At 65.9% G+C, this 23,043-nt stretch carries 17 protein-coding genes and 1 pseudogene; 4 read left to right on the top strand and 14 right to left on the bottom strand.

Going from position 1 to position 23,043, the window contains the following annotated elements:
* The first annotated feature begins 4 nt into the window (after positions 1-4).
* Complete coding sequence (locus tag HMPREF3088_RS08340; RefSeq protein WP_070759333.1) at positions 5-2,596, top strand: excinuclease ABC subunit UvrA; 2,592 nt, start codon at positions 5-7, stop codon at positions 2,594-2,596.
* A 105-nt stretch (positions 2,597-2,701) separates the two neighbouring features.
* Here HMPREF3088_RS08340 and HMPREF3088_RS10830 read toward each other — a convergent pair whose 3' ends face one another.
* Positions 2,702-4,240, bottom strand: coding sequence for a DoxX family protein (locus tag HMPREF3088_RS10830; RefSeq protein WP_070759331.1), 1,539 nt, complete (start codon positions 4,238-4,240; stop codon positions 2,702-2,704).
* Positions 4,241-4,473: 233 nt separating this feature from the next.
* Here HMPREF3088_RS10830 and HMPREF3088_RS08330 point away from each other — a divergent pair, with 233 nt between their 5' ends.
* Positions 4,474-5,520 (top strand): glutathione S-transferase family protein, encoded by a 1,047-nt coding sequence (locus tag HMPREF3088_RS08330; protein ID WP_070759329.1) that lies wholly within the window; start codon positions 4,474-4,476, stop codon positions 5,518-5,520.
* A 29-nt stretch (positions 5,521-5,549) separates the two neighbouring features.
* Here the strand turns inward: HMPREF3088_RS08330 and HMPREF3088_RS08325 are convergent, their stop codons facing one another.
* The 10 genes from HMPREF3088_RS08325 to gatC form a co-directional block, all read right to left on the bottom strand.
* Entirely contained in the window at positions 5,550-6,494 is a 945-nt protein-coding gene (locus tag HMPREF3088_RS08325; RefSeq protein WP_246818126.1) for an ABC transporter substrate-binding protein, read from the bottom strand.
* 133 nt (positions 6,495-6,627) lie between these two features.
* The gene (locus tag HMPREF3088_RS08320) at positions 6,628-7,332 is read right to left on the bottom strand and encodes an ABC transporter ATP-binding protein (RefSeq protein ID WP_070759379.1); all 705 of its coding nucleotides are present in this window, start codon (positions 7,330-7,332) and stop codon (positions 6,628-6,630) included.
* Complete coding sequence (locus HMPREF3088_RS08315; protein ID WP_070759327.1) at positions 7,329-8,384, bottom strand: FecCD family ABC transporter permease; 1,056 nt, start codon at positions 8,382-8,384, stop codon at positions 7,329-7,331. The genes HMPREF3088_RS08320 and HMPREF3088_RS08315 overlap by 4 nt, the downstream gene beginning before the upstream one ends.
* A gap of 86 nt (positions 8,385-8,470) precedes the next feature.
* Positions 8,471-10,102: an AMP-binding protein gene (locus tag HMPREF3088_RS08310; protein ID WP_070759325.1), complete on the bottom strand. Its 1,632-nt coding sequence runs from the start codon at positions 10,100-10,102 to the stop codon at positions 8,471-8,473.
* A 135-nt stretch (positions 10,103-10,237) separates the two neighbouring features.
* A complete protein-coding gene (gene gatB, locus HMPREF3088_RS08305; protein ID WP_173362309.1) occupies positions 10,238-11,752 on the bottom strand; it encodes an Asp-tRNA(Asn)/Glu-tRNA(Gln) amidotransferase subunit GatB in 1,515 nt (504 codons plus the stop codon).
* A 54-nt stretch (positions 11,753-11,806) separates the two neighbouring features.
* The gene (locus HMPREF3088_RS08300) at positions 11,807-12,844 is read right to left on the bottom strand and encodes a 6-phosphofructokinase (protein WP_070759324.1); all 1,038 of its coding nucleotides are present in this window, start codon (positions 12,842-12,844) and stop codon (positions 11,807-11,809) included.
* Between the two features lie 70 nt (positions 12,845-12,914).
* Positions 12,915-14,360, bottom strand: coding sequence for an MFS transporter (locus HMPREF3088_RS08295; RefSeq protein WP_070759322.1), 1,446 nt, complete (start codon positions 14,358-14,360; stop codon positions 12,915-12,917).
* A gap of 124 nt (positions 14,361-14,484) precedes the next feature.
* Positions 14,485-15,162, bottom strand: a complete 678-nt coding sequence (locus HMPREF3088_RS08290) for an NUDIX domain-containing protein (RefSeq protein WP_070759320.1) — start codon at positions 15,160-15,162, stop codon at positions 14,485-14,487.
* An 81-nt stretch (positions 15,163-15,243) separates the two neighbouring features.
* Entirely contained in the window at positions 15,244-16,752 is a 1,509-nt protein-coding gene (gene gatA / locus HMPREF3088_RS08285) for an Asp-tRNA(Asn)/Glu-tRNA(Gln) amidotransferase subunit GatA (RefSeq protein WP_070759318.1), read from the bottom strand.
* 99 nt (positions 16,753-16,851) lie between these two features.
* The gene (gene gatC / locus HMPREF3088_RS08280; protein ID WP_070759377.1) at positions 16,852-17,157 is read right to left on the bottom strand and encodes an Asp-tRNA(Asn)/Glu-tRNA(Gln) amidotransferase subunit GatC; all 306 of its coding nucleotides are present in this window, start codon (positions 17,155-17,157) and stop codon (positions 16,852-16,854) included.
* A gap of 97 nt (positions 17,158-17,254) precedes the next feature.
* Here gatC and HMPREF3088_RS08275 point away from each other — a divergent pair, with 97 nt between their 5' ends.
* Complete coding sequence (locus HMPREF3088_RS08275; RefSeq protein WP_070759316.1) at positions 17,255-17,938, top strand: ACT domain-containing protein; 684 nt, start codon at positions 17,255-17,257, stop codon at positions 17,936-17,938.
* 63 nt (positions 17,939-18,001) lie between these two features.
* Here HMPREF3088_RS08275 and ilvA read toward each other — a convergent pair whose 3' ends face one another.
* Positions 18,002-19,537 carry a threonine ammonia-lyase, biosynthetic gene (ilvA, locus tag HMPREF3088_RS08270; protein WP_070759314.1) on the bottom strand — a complete coding sequence of 512 codons (1,536 nt, stop codon included), beginning with the start codon at positions 19,535-19,537 and terminating at the stop codon, positions 18,002-18,004.
* Positions 19,538-19,561: 24 nt separating this feature from the next.
* Positions 19,562-20,233, bottom strand: coding sequence for a 3'-5' exonuclease (locus HMPREF3088_RS08265; RefSeq protein ID WP_246818125.1), 672 nt, complete (start codon positions 20,231-20,233; stop codon positions 19,562-19,564).
* Between the two features lie 62 nt (positions 20,234-20,295).
* Here HMPREF3088_RS08265 and ligA point away from each other — a divergent pair, with 62 nt between their 5' ends.
* Positions 20,296-22,431, top strand: coding sequence for an NAD-dependent DNA ligase LigA (ligA, locus tag HMPREF3088_RS08260; RefSeq protein ID WP_070759310.1), 2,136 nt, complete (start codon positions 20,296-20,298; stop codon positions 22,429-22,431).
* Between the two features lie 70 nt (positions 22,432-22,501).
* Here ligA and HMPREF3088_RS10745 read toward each other — a convergent pair.
* Positions 22,502-23,043 (bottom strand): annotated as a pseudogene (locus HMPREF3088_RS10745) (hypothetical protein); the annotation flags it as partial.

Here is a 23,043-nt window from a genome sequence, read left to right as displayed (position 1 = left end):
CACCATGGCTCAGGCCTCCTCCGGGTCCCCGGCTCCGCACACGACGGAGCGCGCGGGTCACGATCCGATGATCCGGGTGCGCGATGCGCACCTGCACAACCTGAAGCACATCGACGTCGACCTGCCCCGGGACACCCTCGTGGCGGTCACCGGCGTGTCGGGTTCGGGCAAGTCCAGCCTGGCCTTCGGCACCATCCACGGGGAGGCGCAGCGCCGCTACCTGGAGTCCGTCTCCCCCTTCGCACGCCGTCTCATTGGTGGCGCGGTCAACCCGCGCGTGGGATCTGTCACGGGGCTGCCGCCGACGGTGGCGCTGCAGCAGTCCACCACCCTGGGTGGGGCGCGCTCCTCGGTGGGCACGATCTCGAATATGTCGAATAGTATTCGGCTGCTCTTCTCCCGCTCCGGCAGCTACCCGGACGGCATGCGCGAGCGGTTGGAGTACGGCAGGCTCGATTCGGACGCCTTCTCCCCCAACACCACCGCCGGCATGTGCCCCGAGTGCCAGGGCACCGGCACCGTGCACCGGCCGACAGAAGAGTCGATGGTGCCGGATCCCAGCCTGTCCATCTGGGATGGTGCGATCGCCGCGTGGCCGGGAGCGTGGTTGGGCAAGAACTTCCGGGACATCCTGGGAACTCTCGGCTACCCGCTGGATATCCCGTGGCGGGATATTCCGCAGGAGGACCGCGACTGGATCCTGTTCACCGATGAGCAGCCCGTGGTCACCGTCCACCCGGTGCGGGATGAGAACGCCGTGCACGGTTCCTACAAGGGAAAGTGGCGCTCGGTTGCCACCTACCTCAACGACACCCTGGCGGAGACGGAGTCGGATAAGAACCGCCGCCGGGTGCTCTCCTTCATGCACTCATCGACGTGCCCGACGTGTCAGGGCCGCGGCTTTCAGCCGGATACCCTGCAGGTCACCTATGCCGGTTATGCCATCGACGAGTTCAATGGCCTGGCGTTGAAGGATGTTCTTGCTGTGCTGGAGGATCGCCTCCAGCACTTGGCGGGTATCGCCAAGCAGCAGTGGACCGAGCACGACGAGGCCGAGGAACTGTTGCTGGATCAGGTGCTGCCCACGGTGCGCGCCGCAATCGAGCTGGGGCTGGGGCACTTAAGCCTCTCCCGCCCGGCACGCAGCTTGTCTGCGGGCGAGCACCAGCGCCTGCGGCTGGCCTCCCAGTTGAACTCGAGCCTGTTCGGAACGACCTACGTGCTGGACGAGCCCTCGGCCGGTCTACACGTGGTGGAGCGGAAGGCGGTCTCTGAGCTGCTGCAGCGCTTCATCACTGCTGGGAACTCGGTGCTTCTGGTGGAGCACGATATGTCTCTGGTGGCCGGCTGCGCTTGGGTCGTGGACATCGGGCCTCGTGCTGGTGAGCGCGGCGGGCAGCTGGTGTTCTCCGGCCCTACTGACGAGTTCCGCGCCCGCGCCGACCAGCTGGGCTCCCCCACAGCCACCGCGCTGAACGAGGACTTCCCCGAGCTGACGGACACTCCGGCCGGCACCGGTGAAGCGATCGGACTTCGTGGCGTGCACGCACGTGCCTTCGACGGGGCCGACGTGGACTTTCCGCTGGGGGCGCTGACCGCGGTCACGGGAGTGTCCGGCTCCGGCAAGTCCACCCTGGTCATCGGGGTTCTGGCCGACGTGGTGTCCCGCTCGGCCAAGCAGGTAGTCGGCGCCGACGAGGTCTCGGACGAGGACCCGGATGCTGAGGTCACGGCAAGTACCGACGCTCACGGGGATTTCCGCGTGGATAGCGCCACGGGGGTCGATAAGATCCGCCGGTTGGTGCACATCACCCAGAAGCCGATTGGACGCACGGTGCGTTCTACCGTCGCGACCTACACGGGGCTGTTCGATCACGTCCGCAGGCTCTTCGCCGCGACCCCAGAGGCGAAGCGGCGGGGCATGTCAGTGTCGGACTTTTCTTATAACACCAAAAAGGGCCGCTGCCCGGAGTGCGATGGCGCGGGCAGCATCGAGGTCGAGCTGGTTTTCCTGCCCGGCACGTACACCACCTGCCCGGCCTGCCACGGCAAGCGCTATAAGCCAGAGATCCTTGAGGTGCAGTGGAACGGCCGCAGCATCGCCGATATCTTGGCGCTGACCGTGGACGAGGCGCTGGAGGTCTTCGCCGAGGAGCCGAGGATTCTGCGCTCCGTCGAATTCCTGCACGCCCTCGGCCTGGGCTACCTGCGGCTGGGGCAAGGTTCCCCGGAGCTCTCAGGTGGCGAGGCACAGCGCATCAAGTTGGCCTCCGAGATGCAGCGGGGTTCCAGCCATAAGCACAGCCTGTACCTCCTGGACGAGCCGACGACGGGGCTGCATCCAGCGGATGTGGACCTGCTGCTTGCCCAGCTGCGTCGCCTGGTCGACGACGGCGCGACGGTGGTCGTCGTCGAGCACGACCTCCGGGTGGTCGCGCAGGCAGACCACGTCATCGACGTCGGTCCGGGAGCCGGAGACGAGGGGGGCCAGATCCTGGCCACCGGGACGCCGGCGGCGGTCGCTCAGCAGGGTATGCAGCCGGATTCCCGCTCGGTGACGGCCCAGGTTCTGGCCGATCGAGCCGGATTGCGCTGAGCCTGAAAACCCAAGGCCTGCCCAAAGACATAAGAAAACCCGAGCCCCTGGTGGTGGGCTCGGGTTCTGTTTTCGCTGGCGCTTGAACGCGCCGTACCGCGAAGTTTAGAAGGGGTTACGACCGCCCGTGAGCAGCCAGAGCGCGGCGAAACCGGCGATACCCAGGACCGCAAAGATCCAGGAGGAGGCTAGCGGTCGGGTCGCCCAGCTACGGGAGCGATCCAGGGATGCCCCGCCAGGGCCCGTGAAGATCAGGCTGAGGCTGATCAGCGCGTAGAGCGCCCACTGGTGGATCACCGGGTTCAGCCCGTAGGGCCACAGCGATCCCTGGTGGCCGGAAAGGTGGAAGGTCGCTATGAAGGCCGAGACCACGAAGGCGAGGGCGGCGGCGAACGGCGTGAGCAGACCCAGGATCAGCAGCCCACCGGCGATGACCTCGGCGGCGGGGATAGCGACGGCGAGCACCCCAGATCCGCTGAAGAAACTAAGTCGGCTTTCGAGGGCGCTGATGCCCGGATCCCCGGCAAAGCCAAAGAGGGTCTGCAGGCCGGAGATCAGCAGCACCGCGCCCGCGACGATGCGCAGGATGGCCAGGCCGAGGGACTGGGTACCGCGGCGGGTCTCCACTGGCTCGGCGATCGGAGCAAGCGGCTGGCCGTCAGGCCCGTAGGCAACCTCGCCCTCAGGACCGACCGGCTGCGCGTTCGGATCCCACTGCGCGTCCGCGTCGAAGGCGCCCTGGGGGTGAGCTTCGCCCGGCTGCGCGGGGTAGCCTTGCGCGGCGGTGTCGGCGTCGTTCTTCGGAGCGCCGACGCCAGCGGCGTACCCGCCGGCGGCTCCCGCGGCCCCTGCCCCGGCCGCCCCAGCGCCGAGCGCTACGGTGTTCGTGCCGGTCTGCGGCTGGGACTGCTGCTGCGCCACTGTGCCCTGCGAACCCGTGCCCTGAGAGCCCGTGCCCGCACCAGCGCCAGAGAGGTCGAGCACCTCAGTGCGCTGCTCCTCGGCGGCGGGCTGCTCACCATCGGTTTTCGGAACATCGGCTGCCGGCGCGGACTCAGCCTCGGGAGCTGGTTCCGGCGCGGGTGCCTCGATGCGCTGGGGGCGGGCGCGGCCCGCGAGCGCATAAATATCGCGCGGACGGCTCTGCTCCGCGGTCCCCCGCTCTGCCACTCCTGCGGTGTCAGTCCGCTCCGCTGCGTCCTTGCCCTTGGCCGGGGCCTTAGCGTCAGCCGCTGCGGTGTCGGCCTTCTTAGCCTCGGCAGGCTGCGGACCAGCCGCCTTGGCTGCTGCCTTCGGGGCATCGCCCTTGGCAGACTTCGCCTGAGCGGAGGCTGGGGACTTGTCGTCACTCGACTTCGCCTTGGGCTTGGCCGCAGCCTTCGCGGTGGGGGTAACCTTCGCAGCCGGCTTCTTATCTGCGGGGGCAGCGCCACTCTTCGTAGCCTTCGCTGCTGGAGCAGCCGGAGCCTTCGGGGCGCCCGGCGCCTTCGGGGCGTCTTTGGTGGCCGGCTCCGGGGTTGCGCCCTCGTAATCTGGCACATCGATATCGGCGTACGGTTCCGATGCGCGGTCGCTGTGCCCGAAGGGCGAACCTCCAAGCGCCCCCTTCTGGGGCTTCTTGCCATTATTCGATGCGTCAGTCATGTCCCCAGCCTAAACGAGTTTCCCCAGGAACAGACCGAACAGACGCGGAGTGTCGGAGAACACTGCATCCGCCCAATCGAGCAATTTCCCGGGGATGGAGTTATGAAACCCGCAGTTCAGGGCAGCTGAACCCCCAAGCGACCGACTTTTGGTGACATATCATCAATAATGGAGGAGGGCCTACCGGCTCAGGCCTCCAACAGAGCACGCAAAAATAGAGGACAGTGAGGGATATGGCTTACGTTGAATCGGGTGGCGAATTCGACCGCGACATGAACTACATCGACGACCGCATCGTCAAGGTCGTCGAAAATTTCGACACCAGCACCACCGCCTCCGGCAAAGGGCGGGCCTGGCCGGTGAAGCCCAATGCCTACCGACTGATCGCAGCACGCGCCTGCCCGTGGGCACACCGCGCGGTGATCACCCGGCGCTTGATGGGGCTGGAGGACGTGATCTCCCTGGGACTGACCGGCCCCACCCACGACTGGAAGTCCTGGACTTTCGACCTCAACGAGGACTCCGTCGACCCCGTGCTGAAGATCGGCAAGCTCCGCGACGCTTACTTCAACCGCTACCGGGACTACCCTCGCGGGATCACCGTGCCGGCGATGGTGGACGTCGCGTCGAAGTCCGTGGTCAGCAACGACTTCTTCAGCATCGTCGAGGACCTCGCCACCCAGTGGACCGATTATCAGCGCCCCGGAGCCCCGGACCTCTACCCGGAGGCATTGCGCGCGGAGATCGACGAGATCAACGAGCGCGTCTTCCGCACCGTCAACAACGGCGTCTACCGCGCAGGGTTCACCGGTTCGCAGGAGGCCTACGAGAAGGCTTTCAACGAACTCTTCAGCACCCTCGACTGGCTGGAGGAACGACTGAGCAGCCGCCGCTACCTGGTCGGCGATCACATCACGCTGGCGGATGTCTACCTCTACCCCACCCTGATTCGCTTTGACATGGTGTATCACAACCACTTCAAGTGCAATCGAAACAAGATCTCGGAGATGCCGAACCTGTGGGGCTACCTGCGGGATCTCTTCCAGACACCGGGCTTCGGCGACAGCACGAACTTCCAGCAGATCAAGGACCACTACTTCCTGGTACACACGGACATCAACCCCACCGGAGTGGTCCCGGTCGGCCCAAACCCGGAGATCTTCTACACCGAGCACGGCCGCGAGGAGCTCCCGGGCAGCCCGTTCGGCGAGGGCACCGCCCCGGGCGCTCCCCAAGGGGAGGACCTGCTAGACGGCGACGAGGCCGGGGCCTTCACCTAACCCGGCGGTTCGTTAGTTACGCTTCGGCACTAACGCTTGGTGCCGATCTTCTCGGCGACGTCCTCCAGCCCCTCGGTGATCTTCGAACCCGCGGAGGCACCGGTGGTTGCCGGGGAAATCAGCTCCACCCGTGCGCCCAGCTCGGCGATCGCCGGCTGGTCCAGAAGATCCGCGAAGGCCTCCTTGCCCTGCCCGCGGAAGTCTTCGACGAGGATGACGTCCGGAGCAAGCGCGGCGATGCGCTCCGGGTCTGCCGGTGCCGCACCCCGCATGCCCTCAGCCTCGGAGATCAGCTCGCCACCGGCCTCCTTCACCAGGCCGCTGGCCATCGTGGACGGCGCCATGATCATCTTCTTGCCGCCGCGAGCCATGAGCAGCAGGACGCGGGGCTTGGCTTCCTTGTCCAGCGACCCCACGATCTCATCGCGTCGCTCGCCGATCTTCGCGCTCAGCTCCTGGGCCTTGTCCTGCTCGCCGGTCAGCTCGCCGAGGGTGGTCATGCTCTTCATGAGGCTGTCGATGGAGCTCCAGTCGGAGTCCTTGAAGGTGTGAATCTTCACCCCGCTATTGTCGAGCAAATCCGCGGCGGAGCCCTCGGAGCCGTGCCGCTCGGTAAGCACGACCAGATCCGGGTTGAGCGCCAGCACCTGCTCCGGGTCGGCGTGCACCCCATCGGGAAGCGCGGTCTCGCCAACCGGCTTGCTGCCAGGGGTCGCCGGGGATGCCACGATGCGCTCGTGATCGACGAGCTCCGCGAGCACGCTGGTCGCATCGGAGGACAAGGAGGCGATGCGCTGCGGCTTGGTTACCGCCTCTCCGGACTCGGTGGACTCCGCGCTGCGGCTTTCCTCCGCACTCTGCGTAGCTTGCGCAGCGCCGTCGTCCTCGGCCGGGGAGCAGGCCGCGGCGAAAGTGAACAGCGGGAGGGTCAGCGCGACGAGCGCGTGGCGCCAGCGCTTACGGGCAGTAGTCATTCTCATCCTTAAAGTCTTTTGTCTTGGGTCTCGGGGCGTAGCGTTTCAGCGCTCCGCCACCGTGGGATTCGGGTTTTACGGCGCATCCGGAAGCAGCGGCCAACCCGCCGCCACGCGGTGTCACACCGGGGTGTCACAGCGGGGTGACTCGCAGGCTCTCCGTCACCGGGTCCGGCCTAATGTCCACCGGGACGCCGTAGACATCGGATACCAGCTCCGGGGAAAGCACCGACTCAGGCGGCCCCGTGGCAGCCACGTTCCGCTCCGCCATGAGGACGAGCCGGTCGCAGTACCGCGCCGCCAGAGTCAGATCGTGTAGGACGACCACCACGGTCTTTTCGTCCTGTGCCTGTTCCCTCAGGAGGTTGAGCACCCGCACCTGGTGTTTAAGGTCGAGCGCGCTGGTGGGCTCGTCGCACAGCAGAACCGGGGTGTCCTGCGCGATCGCGCGTGCGACATGAACGAGCTGGCGCTCGCCACCAGAAATCTGGTTAACCGATTTCTCCCTCAGGTGCTCGATCCCCACCCTCGCCAGCGAGTCTTCCACGATCTGGCGGTCGGAATCCGTGAACTGTTGGAACCGGGACACGTGGGGGTGGCGTCCGAACTGGACGACCTCGGCGACGGAGAAGTCGAAGCTCATCGTCGTGTCCTGGGGAACGACCGCCATCTGCCGGGCACGCTGCCGGTCGGAGATTCCAGCATCCAGCCAGACCCCGCGCAGCAGCGTCGACTTGCCGGCCCCGTTGGGGCCGATGATTCCGGTGACCTGGCCCTGTTCGGCCGAGAAGGCGACGTCGGAAAGAATGCCGGGGACGGTGATGCGGGCGTCGATCATGCCGACCACCCCGCCGGACGACGGCCACGCAGCAGCAGCCAGAGGAAGATCGGCGAACCGATGAAGGCCACGACCGTTCCGGTCTGCAGCGTGACTGGGGCGAAGAGCATGCGGGCGATCGTGTCTGCTGCCAGCAGAAAGGCCGCACCGGCCAGCGCAGCGGTGGGCAGCAAGGACTTGTGATTCGGGCCGATGATCAGGCGGATGAGGTGCGGCACCACGAGCCCCACGAAGCCGATCACACCGGAGACCGCCACCGCCGACGCGGTGATCAATGCAGCAACCGTGAGTGTGACAACGCGAACCCGGCGCACATTCACTCCCGTGGTACGGGCAGCCTGGTCTCCCATCAGCAGGATGTTGAGGTCCCGGCTAAAGAACAACAGAAGCACAATGCCGAGCACAATGGGCAGGCTCGCGATGGCGACGTGCTCCCAGGTGCGGGCGACAAGATCGCCGTTGAGCCAGAACGCCACGCCGCGGATATCCGAGTCCGAGGGGGCGTTGGCGATCGCAGCCGCGGTGACCGCACCCAAAAACGCGCTGAGCGCAATACCGACGAGCACGAGGGTGGCCGGCCCTCCCCCGCGCATCGCCGCGGCCAGCTGCACGATGGCCACCGCCCCCAGCGCGCCGAGGAAAGCCGAGGCCGGCAGCGCCCAGGCGGCCACCGCGCTGAATCCGGTGACGATGGCCAGCACCGCGGCACTCGCCGCCCCGGCGGACACACCGATGATGCCCGGGTCTGCCAGCGGGTTGCGGAAGATCGCCTGCATCACGGTTCCGGCCACGGCCAGGGCCGCGCCCACGAGAGCGGCGATGATTGCGCGAGGCAGGCGGATGGTCGCCACGACGTTATAAGCGCTCCCCAGCGCCGGATCCTGCCGGGCGATCTCTCCGCGCCCAGTGATCTGTGCCCAGACGCTGGCCAGCACATCCGGCAACGCGATGGTGACCGGCCCGATGGCGAGCGCTGCGATAAAGAGGACTGCCGCCAGAACCGCCGCGATGGCGATTGCTACCGCCGGCGAGCTAAGACGACGTTTCTGCACACCGCGAACCTACCGTAACTGGTAGCCATTTTCAATATTTGCACAGGTCGCCGACCCTACGCTCACCTTAGGACCCCGAGCAGCAGTTAGTGGATTTTGGCCTCCTGCCCTTGCCACGCCTCGTCACGCAGTTCCCTCTTGCGCACCTTGCCGGTAGAGGTCCGGGGCAGCTCGTCGAGAATGACGATATCCTTGGGAACCTTATAGCCCGCCATATTCACCCGGCAGTGGGCGATGATCGCCTCAGAAATCGCCTCCGGATCATCCCCTCGAGCCTCCGACCGCAGCACCACGTACGCACGCGGCCTCTCGCCCCATTTCTCGTCCGGCACTCCAATGACCGCACAATCGGAGACGTCCGGGTAACTGACGATGCCCTGCTCCACCTCGATGGTGGAAATGTTCTCACCGCCACTAACCACCACATCCTTGGCCCGATCCAGCAGCTGGATATAGCCATCGGGATGCTTGACACCGAGATCGCCGGTGTGGAAATACCCACCTCGGAAGGCGATGCGGGTGGCTTCCTCATTCTCGAAGTATCCCGCCATCACCCCATTGCCAGTCATGACGATTTCGCCCATCGTCGTACCGTCACTAGGCACCTCGACAATCGAATCATCATCTTCAGCGGTTTGCTCGATGACCAGTACCTCTTCGTTGGTGATCATTGCAACGCCCTGCCGGGCCTTGAGCACCGCGCGACGCCGGACAGTCATATCCGACCACTCGCGCTGTGGCTCACAGACGGTGAACGGCCCATAGGATTCCGTCAGCCCATAAACGTGCGTGACTTCGATGCCGAGATTCTCACACCGAGTGATGATGGTGGGGCTCGGCGGGGCTCCCGCGGTCACGATCCTGAGGTTCTTCACGCGCCGCTTGTTCTCATCATCGACCAACGTGGTGAGTACCGCGGGAGCGCCACACATGTGAGTGATCCCCTCTTCTGCGATCAAGCGCCACATCTCTGGCCCTCGCACCGCCCGGAGCGCCACCTGGGTTGCCGAAACTGCCATCGTCGCCCAGCCGGTACACCAGCCTGAGCAGTGAAACATGGGCAGCGTCCACAGATACACGCTGTCGCTGGCGAATTTTTGCGCGTTAACCTCACCGATGGCGTTGAGGTAGGCCCCGCGGTGTGTGTACACGGCACCCTTCGGCTTTCCGGTCGTGCCCGAGGTGTAGTTGATCGCAATGGGCTCATTATCGTCGGCCACCCGATAACTCAGGTCCTCGCCCTCCCTGTGGGGCGCGATGAAATCCGCGAAAGAGGGGAACTTCCCGGGCTGGGTGCCGTCCAACTCTGGGATCTCCAACAGCCGCAGTTCTTCTGGCAGTTCCTCAACCACGCCGGCTAGCAGGTCAGCTGCACCGATGAGGATATTAAACCCCGCGTGACCTTGGATATAGGCCACCTCCGCAGCCGCGAGCCGGGTGTTGATAGGCACGGTCACTCCCCCAGCGAGAGGCACGGCAAACTGCGCCAGCAGAGCCTCGTAGCTATTCGGGGCGAGCACCCCTACCCGGTCGTGCAGCCCCAAGCCGTGGGCCCGCAACGCACGAGCGAAGGCCTCCGCATCCTCTCGGAACTGCCTGAAGCTGATGCGCCGCACTCCGTCAATGCAGGCCGTGGCTTCTGGAAAGATATTGGCGCTGCGCTCTAGGAACCGCAGCGGAGTCAGGGGAACATTCAGACCTCGGTACTTAGTTTCCATAACCAACACGCTACATTCCCGCGCCCTCTCAAAGCGAGAGAAAATAAGAAACCTCCGAGCCCGATTTCTCGGGGCCCGGAGGCTTCTACGCGACCGCCCGCGCGTCACGCACGCGAGCAGTGGCCGCGTGCGGTGCTAGTTCAGCTTCTCGGCGATCAGCTTGTTGACCTGAGCCGGGTCAGCCTTGCCCTTGGTCGCCTTCATCACCGCACCGACGATCGCGCCGGTGACCTTCTTATTGCCCGCGCGGTACTTCTCCACGATGTCCGGGTTTGCAGCCAGGGCCTCGTCGACGGCGGCCTCAATCGCTCCGTCGTCGCGGACGACCTCCAGGCCACGATCCTTGACCACCTGGTCGACGTCACCCTCCCCTGCCAGCACGCCGTCCACGGCCTGGCGGGCGAGCTTGGTGGTCAGCTTGCCTTCCTTAACCAGCTCGATGATGCGGGCGACCTGCGCTGGGGTGATGTCGAGCTGCTCGAGCTCCACACCCTGCTCGTTAGCCTTCTGCGCCAGGTAGGCCACCCACCAGCTGCGGGCATCCGCCGGATCCGCGCCAGCCTCGGTGGTCTCAACAATCAGGTCGAGCGCGCCAGCGTTGACGAGGTCACGCATCTCCGCATCCGGCAGGCCCCACTCCTTCTGGATACGGGCGCGACGGATCCACGGCATCTCCGGCAGGGTCGCGCGGATCTCCTCGACCCACTCCTCCGGCGCGAGGACCGGCGGCAGGTCCGGGTCGTTGAAGTAACGGTAGTCCGCCATCGACTCCTTCGGACGGCCCTTCGAGGTGGTGCCATCCTCCTGGTAGTGGCGGGTCTCCTGCTGGATCTCCACGCCGTTGACAAGGCACGCGGCGTGACGCTGCATCTCGAAGCGCACGGCCTGCTCCACGGAGCGCAGGGAGTTGATGTTCTTGGTCTCGGTGCGGGTACCGAACTCCGTGCTGCCCTTCTCGCGCAGGGAGAGGTTCGAGTCCACGCGCATGGAGCCCTGGTCCATGCGCGCGTTGGACACGCCAAGAGCCTTGACCAGGTCGCGCAGCGCGGTGACGTAGGCGCGGGCGATCTCCGGGGCCCGCTCGCCGGCGCCCTCGATTGGCTTCGTGACGATCTCAATCAGCGGCACGCCGGCGCGGTTGCAGTCCACCAAGGAGGCCGTCGCACCGTGAATACGGCCGGAGGCGCCACCGAGGTGGGTCAGCTTTCCGGTGTCTTCCTCCATGTGGGCGCGTTCGATCTCGACGCGCCACTCGGTGCCGTCATCGAGGACGACGTCCAGGTAGCCGTCGTAGGCGATCGGCTCGTCGTACTGGCTGATCTGGTAGTTCTTCGGCTGGTCCGGGTAGAAGTAATTCTTGCGCGCGAAGCGGGAGTACGGCGCGATCTTGCAGTTCAGCGCAAGCCCGATCTTGATGGCCCACTCCACGCCCTGCTTGTTGACGACCGGCAATGCGCCCGGCAGACCCAGGCTGCACGGGTCCACGTGGGTATTCGGATCCCCGCCGAAGGCAGCGGTCGAGGTGGAGAACATCTTGGTGTTCGTGGACAGCTCGACGTGGACCTCCATTCCCATCACGGGTTCGAAGCGCTCCAGCACTTCGTCGAAATCCATCACATCGTCGGAATAGTCATACAACTGCGCAGTCATGGCGCCCATCTTAGTACCTTTGCCACCGGTCATCTGTAATCGGCTCGGGTGCTTTTAGCCCAGCAGGCCCTGGAGGTTTTGGTAGCGGTAGTCCGGCACGGACTTCACCCGCCCGACGGCCTGCTTGAAGTCGATGAGGTCGATTTTCTCGCCGTGCAGGGCGGCCACTTTTCCGGTCTTGCCTTCCAGCACTGCCTTGGTCGCGTTGACCCCACAGCGGGTGGCCAGCACCCGGTCGAAGGCAGTCGGGGTCCCGCCGCGCTGCATGTGCCCCAGCACCGAGGAACGCACCTCCACTCCCAGGCGCTTCTCCACGGCTCGGGCTACCTGGTAGCCCATGCCCTGGAGCTTGACGTGCCCGAACTCGTCGAGCTCCTCTTCCCCGTCGCCTTGGCCGTCCAGGCTGCCGCCCTTCGGTTCCGCGCCTTCTGCCACGCAGATGATCCCGTAGCGCTCGCCCTGCTCGAAGCGCTTCTCCATGCGGGCGCAGACCTCGTCGATGTCGAAGGGGAACTCCGGCAGCAGCACGTCGTGGGCACCACCGGCCATGCCCGCATGCAGCGCGATCCAACCGGTGTGGCGCCCCATGACCTCAACGATCATGACGCGCTTGTGGGACTCCGCCGTGGTGTGCAGGCGGTCGATGGCCTCGGTGGCCACGGCGACGGCGGAGTCGAAGCCGAAGGTGTAATCCATGCCGTCGACGTCGTTGTCGATGGTCTGCGGAATGCCGACGACCGGGATGCCGTTGTCGTGCAAGAACTGTGCACCCCGCAGGGTGCCGTCGCCGCCGATCGGGATCAACGCGTCGACCTCGTGCTCCGCAAGGTTGGCCTTGATTGTGTCGATCTGCGCCTTGAACTTATCCGGGTGCAGCCGACCAGTGCCGAGAATCGTGCCGCCGTAACGAATGATGCGGTCGATGTAGGCGTCGTCGTAGAGCGGGACCACGCGGTTTTCCACCAGCCCCTGGTAACCATCCTCGAAGCCAATAACCTCGACACCGGCGGCACCCGCGGTGCGCACGACACCACGAATCACTGCATTCAAGCCGGGGCAATCCCCACCACTGGTCAAAATCGCGATACGCATATCCTTAAGCTCTCCTCCCGAGCTGTGCCACCGGCACGTGTGCTTCCGTTGCAGCCTTACGCCAGCAACACTAGTTGCGCGGGGCAGGTCCTGGCTTAGCACTTCCCGAGACGGCCGTGGCTACGAGCCCGACCAGCAGCGCAGCGGCGATCGGGAGGAAGGACTGGCCGAAGGCATAAGCAAGCTGCTCCCCCGCACCGTCGCCGTAGTGGCTCAAGCGCACCTGGAGGACGGCGCCCACCACGGCCACGCCGGTGACCGCACCGACCTGGCGGATCGTGTTATATGCCCCCGATCCGGCACCGGCCAGGTGGGGCGGCAAATCCCGCAGCGTCATCGCGGAGTTGGGCGACCAGAAGGCAGCGTTGCCCGCCCCCATCAGCAGCATGGGCACGATGATCGCCCCGGCCGATCCTCCCGGGCGAAGGCAGAAAAACAACCCGAGAATCCCGGCGATCATGAACACGAAACCGGCCACGGCGATGGGCCGGGCGTCCTTCCGGTCGATGAGCCAACCGATCCAGGGCGACAGCGGCAGCGCCAGGACGGACATGGGCAGCACATAGGCCACGGCCGTCATCGCGGAGAGTCCGTGGACCTGCTGCAAGTACATCATCAGCGGCAGCATCATGCTCGCGGTGGCAAAGCCCATCGTGAAGATCGCGAGGTTTCCCATCGAGAAGCTGCGGCGGGAAAACAGCGTGGTGGGCAAGACCGGATCCTTGCCTTCCGCGCCGTGCGTGAGCCGGGCCTGGCGGCGGAAGAAGAGCACGCCGATGGCGATACCCGCAGCCATCACGGCCCAGATCCACCAAGCCCAGGCCACGGTCTCGCCCTGCTGAATCGCGAAAATGAGGCAGCTGACCGCGAGCATGGACTGGGCCATCGAGATCCCGTCGATGGGCTTATCGGTGGGCTCGAAGGGCGGCACCCAGGCTGCGACCATTCCGATGGACAGGATGCCGATGGGAACGTTGACCAAGAAGATCCAGTGCCACGAGAGCGTGGAGGTGATGACCCCTCCCAGGATCGGCCCCATCATGGTGGATAGGCCTGCCACGGCACCCCACACCCCCATGGCCGCACCCCGCTTCTCTCGCGGAAAGACCCGGTTGATCACCGACATGGTCTGCGGGGTCAGCAGTGCGGCGCCGAGCCCCTGCACCGCCCGGGAGATCATCAGCCACTCGATCGTCGCGGAGTAGCTGCACGCCAGTGAGGCCAGCGTGAAGATCACCATGCCCACGATGTAGACGTTCTTCGGCCCGTAGCGGTCCCCCAGCCGCCCGGTGACCAGCAGCGGGACGGCGAAGAAGAGCAAGTACACCGAGGTCACCCAGATGACCTGGTTATAGGTGGCGTCCAGCTGTGCCTGCAGATCCGGGGTGGCAACGGCCACGATCGATTGATCCAGCAGGATCATGAAGAAACCGATGCAGAGGGCGGTCAGCGCCCGCCAGGCCGCCACGCTGTTCAGCGGGAGGGTCGGATACTTGTGCTCAGTCACAGGCACCATCTAATCACCTCCCCGGTCCGCTCTCCCCTCCCCGGGCCACGCCGGGCGGGAAGGCCGGGTCAGTTACCAGCCTCCGGCGGGAATAGTTGTGGAGCGGGCTCTGTGTCTTAGTCCAAGAGCTGTTTTAGCCCCAGAGCTGCGCCACCCGCTGCCGCACCTCCGGCAGCGTGGCCCGGAATTCGGGCATGAGGTTGAGCTCCTCCAGCTTCGAGAGCGGCTGCCATCGCAGGTCCGTGGATTCCTCGGTGAGGACGAACTCCAGCGGGTGCTCAGCGCGCGCAATGACGGTGCTATACCGCCATTCAGTCACGGTCTCATCGAGCACCTCCCACCAGAACTTGGCGCCGAGCCCGAAGACCGCCCGTCCCCCGTGTTCTGGGTGGTAAATGGGCTGCTCCTGCAGTGCCTGGCGGACATCGCCGTCGCGCTCGATCATGGCGCGCACAGGATCCAACAGGTGTTCCTCCTCCGGGAGGACGGCTTCGCGGCGCAGCACGTGGTTCAGCTCGACGCGAGAGGTGACCAGCGTGTCCAGGACGGTGACGTCCGCGGGGTCGATCCCAGTCTCCTCCTGAGTCTCGCGCAGCGCGCCCTGCTCGGGGGATTCACCGTGGTCGATCGCCCCACCCGGCAACGCCCAGGTATCCCCGCGGTTGGTCCACCAGGCACGGTGCTGCATGAGGACGACCGGCTCGGCGGAGTCCTCGGCCGGGGCGCACAGGAACAGCCCGGCTGCCCCCAGGGTCCCCCACCTGCGGGAGCCATCGACGCCAATTGCCCAGCCATCACCCGTAGTAACCATAGGGTCTACTGTACGCCAGCGGCCCCGCCCCCAAATCGAATCTGGGTGCGGGGCCGCTCGGTGTGCCTAGTTCAAGGAGCCTTAGTTCTCGCGGCCTGCCTCAAAGGCGGAGCCGACGCGGTAGATGCTCTCCTCACCATGGGCCGGGCCCATCAGCTGCAGACCGGTTGGCAGCTGGGTATCGCTGCTCAGTCCGCCCGGAACGGACATGCCGCAGACACCGGCGAGGTTCAGCGGGAGGGTGAACAGGTCGAAGAGGTACATCTGCAGCGGATCGTCGACTAGTTCGCCGAGCTTGAACGCGGTGGTTGGGGTCGTCGGCGCGGCGATGACGTCCACCTGCTCGAAGGCCTTGGCGTAGTCCTGCGCGACGAGGTTACGCACGCGCTGTGCCTGCAGGTAGTAGGCGTCGTAGTAACCAACGGAGAGCGCGTAGGTGCCCAACATGATGCGGCGCTTCACCTCCGGACCAAAGCCCTGCGCGCGACTCAGGCTCATGACCTCATCGGCGCTGCGGGTGCCGTCGTCACCGGCGCGCAGGCCGTAACGCATCCCGTCAAAGCGGGCGAGGTTGGAGGAGATCTCGGAGAACTGGATCAGGTAGTAGGCATTCAGCGCGTGGTCGAAGTTCGGGCAGTCGACCTCCACGAGCTCCGCGCCCTGGGACTTCAACTGCTCCAGGTTGGCCTCGTAGCGCTCGCGCACGCCCGCCTGCAGGGCCTCTGCCTGCTGGAACTGCTTGATCACACCGACCTTCACGCCCTTTAGGTCACCGTTCGCACCCTGCTTGGCGGCTGCGACCACGTCGGCGATCTCGTGGCGGGAGGACGTGGCGTCGTTCTGGTCGAAGCCGGCAATAACCTGGTGCAGGCGGGCGGTGTCCTCGACCGTACGGGCCGCCGGGCCACCCTGGTCCAGGGAGGAGGCGCAGGCGATAAGGCCATAGCGGGAGACGGTGCCGTAAGTCGGCTTCACACCCACGGTGTTGGTCAGTGCAGCCGGCTGGCGGATGGAGCCGCCCGTGTCGGTGCCGATGGCCAGCGGCGCCATGCCCGCAGCCAGCGCGGCGGAGGAGCCACCGCCGGAGCCACCCGGGGTACGCTCCAGATCCCACGGGTTGCGGGTCACGCCATAAGCGGAGTTCTCGGTGGAGGACCCCATCGCGAACTCGTCCATGTTGGTCTTACCCAGGATCGGGATCCCAGCGCTGCGCAGACGCAGGGTCAGCGTCGCGTCGTAGGGGCTCATGTACCCCTCGAGCATCTTCGAACCGGAGGTGGTGGGCGCGTCGGTGGTGACGAAGGCATCCTTCAGCGCGAGCGGCACACCGGCCAGGCTCGAGGTCGGCGTATCACCAGCGGCGATGGCGGCGTCGACGTTGTGGGCGGCAGCCAGTGCCTCGTCGGCGCTGACGTGAATGAAAGCGTTGATCTCCCCATCAACGTCGCTAATGCGGTCCAGGTGAGCCTGGGTCACCTCGACAGAGCTGATGTCCCGCGAGTGAATCTTCTCTGCCAGTTCGGCGGCGGTCCAGGTCGTGAAGTCGGAGTCCGTACGCTCCCCGACCGTCAGGCGCTGAGCTTCAGTCATCAATAATCCTTTGAGCTGTAATCATCGGCAGCGTGGGTACGCTGCGTGGAGTTGGTGTTGTTATTCCGGCGTGCCAGCCAGGCACAAAGCTAAGGCAGGTTAATCGGCGAGGATCTGCGGAACCTGGAAGCGCTGATCCTGCACTGCCGGTGCCTGATCCAGAGCCTGCTCGGCGGTCAGCACGGGCATGACGACGTCCTCGCGCATCACGGAGACGGCACCGTCGACGTTCTGAGTCGGGTGGCTCAGCGGCTCAACCCCCTCGGTATCGACCTTGGAGATCGCGGCGACGTGCTCGATGATGTCGTCGATCTGGTCGGCGTAGCTCTGCAGCTCATCCTCCGGGATCTCGAGGCGTGCCAGCTTGGCCAAGTGGGCAACATTTTCGCGGGAAATTTCAGACATGCCCATAACTCTAGTCAAGGCCGTGCACGTTCACCTAGCATGCCCCGGCCGGAAAAGAGCTCCTTAAGTTTTTCGCACGGATCGCTAGACTTTAGGCATGTCTTATTTGATGCGCGTGCGCGTACCCGATTCGCCCGGCGCCCTTGGCAAGATCGCCCAGGCGCTCGGCAACGTCGACGGCAACATCCAAGGCGTCGACATCGTCGGCTACGACGAAGACGACTCCCTGAACAACGAGATCGTCGTCGTTGACGACATCGTCGTGGACCTGCCCCACGGCACGTTGCCGGACGTCTTGATCACCGCAGCCCAGGAAGTCGAGGGCGTGTTCGTCGACTCCATCCGCCCGTTCTCCGGCTCGATCGACCGCCGCGGCCAGGTGCAGATGTTGGCCTCCATCGCGGCGCTGCGCTCCCGCCGCGCTGAGGCCCTGGAGACGCTGATGGCGGATCTGCCGCGCTCCATGTCCGCGGGCTGGGCCATCGTGTTGGATACCGCGCCCCGCACCCATCGCATCGCGGCCTCGAGCGCTGCTCCTGAGGACAACGGCCAGGAGCTGGATTCCGCGCCCGTACTCGAGGCCCGGGTTCTCAACCCCGAGCAGGAGGACTGGATCCCCGAGCCCTGGGCGGTCATGGACTCCTCGCTTGCCGCCACCCCCATCGAGGGTTCCTCGCTGATCCTCATCGTGGGTCGCCCGGGCGGCCCGGACTTCCTGCTCTCCGAGGTGGAGCACCTGCGGCAGCTGGGCAGCATCCTGGGCGCGTTCTTCGCCGACTGATCCCTCGCCGGCGAAATACAACGCCCCGCGGCCGGGCGGGCGACCGTCGGGGGCTGGGGTGTTTTAGGCCTTCAGGAAGAACTGATAAGCCGGGCTGGAGCTGACCTCCGTGGCGTGATAACCCAGCTTCTCCAGGTGCTCGGCGAACTCCGCGTCCCCCTCCACATTCTCGAACGCGGCGAGCACGCGACCATAGTCCATGCCGATGCTTCGGTAGTGGAAGGCCGACACATTCCACCGCGTTCCCAGCACCTCGAGGAAGCGGATGAGAGCGCCCGGGTGCTCCGGGAACTCGAAAGCGAACACGCTCTCGGTCACGGCGTGTGGTGGCTGGCCGCCAATCATGTACCGCACGTGTTCCTTGGCCACCTCGTCCTCGGAGAGGTCGACCACCCCATAGTCAGCCGCAGCCAGGTCGGTGAGGATGGATTCCCGCTCCTGGTGGCCACCCTTGAGCTGCACACCGACGAAGATCTTCGCTGGTTCGTCGGTCTCCCCCACGCGGTAGCTGAACTCGGTGACCGCGCGGCTACCCAACACGGTGCAGAAGTCCAGGAAGGCACCCTTGGCCTCGGGGATCGTCACGCCGAACAGGGCCTCGCTGCCCTCGCCGAGCTCCGCGCGCTCGGAGACATAGCGCAGCGAGTGGAAGTTGACGTTGGCGCCCGAGAGTACGTGGACGAGGGTTTCGTCGGTGATCTCGTGTTCGGCGCAGTAGCGCTTGAGGCCCGCCAGCGCCACCGCACCGGCAGGCTCGGCGATCGCGCGAGTGTCGTCGAAGATGTCCTTGATCGCCGCGCTGATCTCGTCGGAGGTGACGGTCACGACGTCATCCAGCCACTCGTCCAGGATGCGGAAGTTCTCATCCCCGATGCGCTTGACCGCCACGCCCTCGGCAAACAGGCTGGTGTAGGCCAGGTCCACCGGCCCGCCCGCCTTCTTCGCGGCGACGAAGCAGGCGGACTCCTCCGGCTCCACGCCAATGACCTGGATTGTGGGGTTCAGCTGCTTGAGCAGGATCGCCACACCGGCAGCCAGGCCGCCGCCTCCGATGGGGACGAAGACACGGTCGATCTCGGGGACGTCCTGGAAAATCTCCAGGCCGATGGTTCCCTGACCGGCGACCACCGCCTCGTCGTCGAAGGGGGCGACGAAGACCATGCCCTCGGTCTCGGAGAGCTCGATGGCCTTCGCCTTGGCCTCGTCGAAGTTGGCACCGTGCAGCAGCACACCGCCGCCCAGCCCCTGCACTGCAGCGACCTTGATCTGCGGGGTGATCTCCGGCATTACGATGGTGGTCTGGATACCCAGCTCGCGGCCGGACAGGGCCACCCCCTGCGCGTGGTTTCCAGCGGATGCCGCGACCACGCCCCGATTGCGCTCCTCCGGGCTCAGTTGAGCCATGCGGTTGAAAGCGCCGCGAATCTTGAAACTGTGCACCGGCTGCAGGTCCTCGCGCTTGACGAGCACGCGGTTATTCAAGCGCTTGGACAGCACGGGCATCGCGTCGGTGGGAGTGTGCTTCGCCGCCCGGTAGACGGGTGCTGCGACGATCTCCTTGAGGTAATCGGCTGCGGTGGGCTGTGGTGAGGAAGACATGTTTAGAAATTATAGGCAACCGGCCTATTGCAGCGGCCAGCTGGTGTTCACGTTCGCGTCGCGCCCCTTGGAGCGGAAGTACTCTGCCAAGCTGGACTGCTGCTCGTAGTACCAAGTGGACTGGTTCAACATGAGTTCGTCGGCGCTCATCTGGGTCAGCTCCGGGTGCTCACGGGCGATCTTCCATGCCACGCGGGCCGCGGCGATCGCATCAGCGGTGGCCTCGTGCGCATTGTCGAGGGCCACCTCGTAGTGTTCGCAGACCGCCCCCAGGGTGCGCTTGCCCTTGCGATACTGGTCGAAGTGGCGGTCCAGCAGCAGCGGGTCGATGACTGGACCGTCCACGGTGAAGCTCGGGTCTTGGCTGCGCAGCACCGTCAGGTCATAGGGGGCATTGAAGACCACGAGGGTCGCGCCGTCCTCCCAACCCTGCCGGATCGCCCGGATCGTCTCCGCCAGGACCTCGTCGTGCGGCTGACCGTGCTCTCGTGCGTATTCGGTCGTGATGCCGTGCACCGCGCTGGCCTGCTCGGGGATCTCGACCCCCGGGTCAGCGAGCAATTCGACGTCATCCACCTGACTGCCGCGGATGCGCACCATGGCGCTGGTCACGATGCGGGCGGACAGTGGATTGGTGCCGGTGGTCTCTAGGTCGAAGCTCAACATGTGAGCCGGATTGAAATGCGCTGCGGTCATGATCCTTACTCTAACCGGAGCACCAGACAGGCCAGAGCGGATCCTCGATAGACTTGGAACCCGTGAGCACTCAATACGATTCCGATTCCTCGCCCGCCGCCAACCCCGGAGCCGCAGATCCTGCGCTTGCAGAGCTGAGCCAGCAGTGGCAGTCCCTCGCGGACCAGGTCAGGCACCACCGCGAGGTGTACTACTACGGCAATCCGGAGATCTCCGACGCCGAGTTCGACGCCCTGCTCACCCAACTTCAGGAGTTCGAAAACACCCACCCCGAGGCGGTAACCGGCCCCAGCCCCACCACCGAGGTCGCCCCGGCCCCTCCTGAGTCCAGCCCGTTTCGCAACGTGGACCACCAGGAGCCGATGCTCTCGCTCGATAACGTCTTCGACACCGAGCAGCTTTCCTCCTGGCTGGAGCGCACCCCGGCCAAGGCCTACCTCACCGAACTGAAGATCGACGGCGCGTCGATCAACCTGCTCTACCGTAACGGCGTCCTGGAGCTCGCTCTCACCCGCGGCGACGGCACGACCGGCGAGGACATCACCCACAATGCCCGCACCCTCTCCGATATCCCGGCGCGCCTGCAGCCCTCCGAGGACTTCCCAGTGCCGGAGCTCGTGGAGATCCGCGGCGAGGTGTTCATCCGCGTCGAGGACTTCGCGAAGATGAACGCCCAGCGCCAGGCGGAGGGGCTGAAAATGTTTGCGAATCCGCGCAACGCCGCGGCCGGAGCGATGCGCCAAAAGGACCCGGCAGAGACCGCGCGCCGCCCGCTGCGCCTGATCTGTCACGGCATCGGCGCCCGCGAGGGCTTCACCCCGGCCTCCCAGCACGCGGCCTACGAAGCGCTGGCTGCCTGGGGCCTGCCGGTGAGCCCGTACACCAAGCAGGTGCACAGCGCCAAGGAAGTGCTGGAGCAGGTCACCTACTGGGCAGACCACCGCCACGATGCGGACCACGAGATGGACGGGCTCGTCATCAAGGTGGACGATACACAGTCCCAGCAGCGACTCGGCACGACCAGCCGCGCCCCGCGCTGGGCAATCGCCTATAAGTACCCACCGGAGGAAGCCCGCACCCGGCTGCACGACATCCGCCTAGGGATCGGGCGCACCGGCCGGGCGACCCCGTATGCGGTGATGGAACCGAAGTACGTCGCGGGCTCCACCGTGACCATGGCGACCCTGCATAACCCCTCCGAGGCCCACCGCAAGGGCGTGCGCCTGGGTGATGAGATCATGATCCGCAAGGCCGGGGAGGTCATCCCGGAGGTGCTCGGCCCGGTGGAGGACGCCCGGAGTGGTGCGGAGCGCGAGTTTCTCTTCAGCAGCCTGTGCCCGGAGTGCGGCACTCCCCTGGCCCCGGCCCGCGGAGAGGATGCGGACTGGCGCTGCCCGAATACCCGCTACTGCCCCGGCCAGCTGCACACCCGCCTGACCTACATCGCCGGCCGCGGGGCCTTCGACATCGACGCCCTCGGCGAGAAGGCGGCCTATGACCTCATCCATTCCGGCGTGCTGCCCGACGAGACGGGGCTGTTCTCGCTCACGGAGGAGGATCTGCGCCGCACGGACGCGTATACGACGAAGTCCGGCGCGCTGAATAAGCAAGGTGAGACGTTGCTGACGACGCTCGCGGCGGCCAAGGAGGTCGACCTGTGGCGCGTCATCGTCGCCCTGTCCATCCGACACGTCGGACCGACCGCGGCGAAGGCCCTGGCCAATCACTACGGTTCCATTCCGGACGTCGCCGCCGCCGATGTGGAGACGATGTCCACCGTCGACGGGGTGGGTCCCATCATCGCCGAATCCGTCCGCGACTGGTTTGCGGTCTCCTGGCATAAGGAGATCGTCGACGCCTGGGCGGCCGCTGGGGTGCGGATGGAGCAGGACGTCACCGAGCAGCCTTCTGCCGACGCGGCCGGGTCCATCCAAACCGACCTGCTGGCTGGGTTGAGCATCGTTGTCACGGGCACGCTGGAGGACTTCGACCGCAGCAGCGCGAAGGAGGCCATCGAGTCCCGCGGCGGGAAGGCAACCGGCAGCGTGTCCAAGAAGACGGATTATCTGGTCGCCGGGGCCAAGGCCGGCTCGAAGCTCACGAAGGCCGAGGAGCTGGGCATCCCGGTGCTCGACGAGGCCGGCTTCCACAAGCTGCTGAGCGAGGGGCCGGGCGAGGGCGACGCCGAGGAGGACTAGTCCCGGAACGCTGGGATCAACACTTCGCTGCTGCGAGCCGGTCGTTCCAGGCTGCCCTGCTGGGTGAGGCCTAGCCCGCAGCGAGGTTGCGCGCGGCGATTCGTGCGGTCGCGGACCACGTGGCCGCCACTGCGGGGCTCACAGCGACCTCGTCCAGCCCCGGGGTGATCGCGCAGAGGTCAACCTGCTGGATCAGTCGCTCCGCGGGGAAGCTCCATTGCTGCCACAGGCGCTGAACTGCACCCGCGTACGTGGCGGCACTGTCCTCGATCGCCGCGGCCCCCTGCGGCTCTGCGGGGCGCGGCACGCAGATGCCGATGCCCTGGCCCGCCCCCACGCTGGTACCAATGACGTCCTTGAGCTCCGAGGTGGACTGCTCGCCGAAGAGGTGCCCGGCGGCCACACCGACGCGGTCAAAGCCCACCTGCGGGATGTCCCGGAATAGCTCCGGTGGACATTCGTGCAGCACGGCCCCAACCCCCTCAGGCAACTGGCCGAGCAGCCGCTGCCACACGCCCAGGATGTGCTCGGGATCCACCGGGGCCAGCCGGTCCCACCGCGTGGCCCCGGCCAGCCCGGCCAGTAGTTGCGGCACGGCGGGCTCGTGGAGTC

Source organism: Corynebacterium sp. HMSC22B11, assembly GCF_001815965.1.
GTDB lineage: Bacteria > Actinomycetota > Actinomycetes > Mycobacteriales > Mycobacteriaceae > Corynebacterium.
The sequence above is the reverse complement of the archived record's forward strand: the minus strand, read 5'-3'. Positions and strand labels throughout refer to the sequence as shown.

Excerpts from the sequence above, each read along its gene's own strand:
- HMPREF3088_RS08340 (WP_070759333.1), top strand. The coding sequence starts at position 5 with ATGGCTCAGGCCTCCTCCGGGTCCCCGGCTCCGCACACGACGGAGCGC.
- HMPREF3088_RS10830 (WP_070759331.1), bottom strand. The coding sequence starts at position 4,240 with ATGACTGACGCATCGAATAATGGCAAGAAGCCCCAGAAGGGGGCGCTT.
- HMPREF3088_RS08330 (WP_070759329.1), top strand. The coding sequence starts at position 4,474 with ATGGCTTACGTTGAATCGGGTGGCGAATTCGACCGCGACATGAACTAC.
- HMPREF3088_RS08325 (WP_246818126.1), bottom strand. The coding sequence starts at position 6,494 with ATGACTACTGCCCGTAAGCGCTGGCGCCACGCGCTCGTCGCGCTGACC.
- HMPREF3088_RS08320 (WP_070759379.1), bottom strand. The coding sequence starts at position 7,332 with ATGATCGACGCCCGCATCACCGTCCCCGGCATTCTTTCCGACGTCGCC.
- HMPREF3088_RS08310 (WP_070759325.1), bottom strand. The coding sequence starts at position 10,102 with ATGGAAACTAAGTACCGAGGTCTGAATGTTCCCCTGACTCCGCTGCGG.
- gatB (WP_173362309.1), bottom strand. The coding sequence starts at position 11,752 with ATGACTGCGCAGTTGTATGACTATTCCGACGATGTGATGGATTTCGAC.
- HMPREF3088_RS08300 (WP_070759324.1), bottom strand. The coding sequence starts at position 12,844 with ATGCGTATCGCGATTTTGACCAGTGGTGGGGATTGCCCCGGCTTGAAT.
- HMPREF3088_RS08295 (WP_070759322.1), bottom strand. The coding sequence starts at position 14,360 with ATGGTGCCTGTGACTGAGCACAAGTATCCGACCCTCCCGCTGAACAGC.
- HMPREF3088_RS08290 (WP_070759320.1), bottom strand. The coding sequence starts at position 15,162 with ATGGTTACTACGGGTGATGGCTGGGCAATTGGCGTCGATGGCTCCCGC.
- gatA (WP_070759318.1), bottom strand. The coding sequence starts at position 16,752 with ATGACTGAAGCTCAGCGCCTGACGGTCGGGGAGCGTACGGACTCCGAC.
- gatC (WP_070759377.1), bottom strand. The coding sequence starts at position 17,157 with ATGTCTGAAATTTCCCGCGAAAATGTTGCCCACTTGGCCAAGCTGGCA.
- HMPREF3088_RS08275 (WP_070759316.1), top strand. The coding sequence starts at position 17,255 with ATGTCTTATTTGATGCGCGTGCGCGTACCCGATTCGCCCGGCGCCCTT.
- ilvA (WP_070759314.1), bottom strand. The coding sequence starts at position 19,537 with ATGTCTTCCTCACCACAGCCCACCGCAGCCGATTACCTCAAGGAGATC.
- HMPREF3088_RS08265 (WP_246818125.1), bottom strand. The coding sequence starts at position 20,233 with ATGACCGCAGCGCATTTCAATCCGGCTCACATGTTGAGCTTCGACCTA.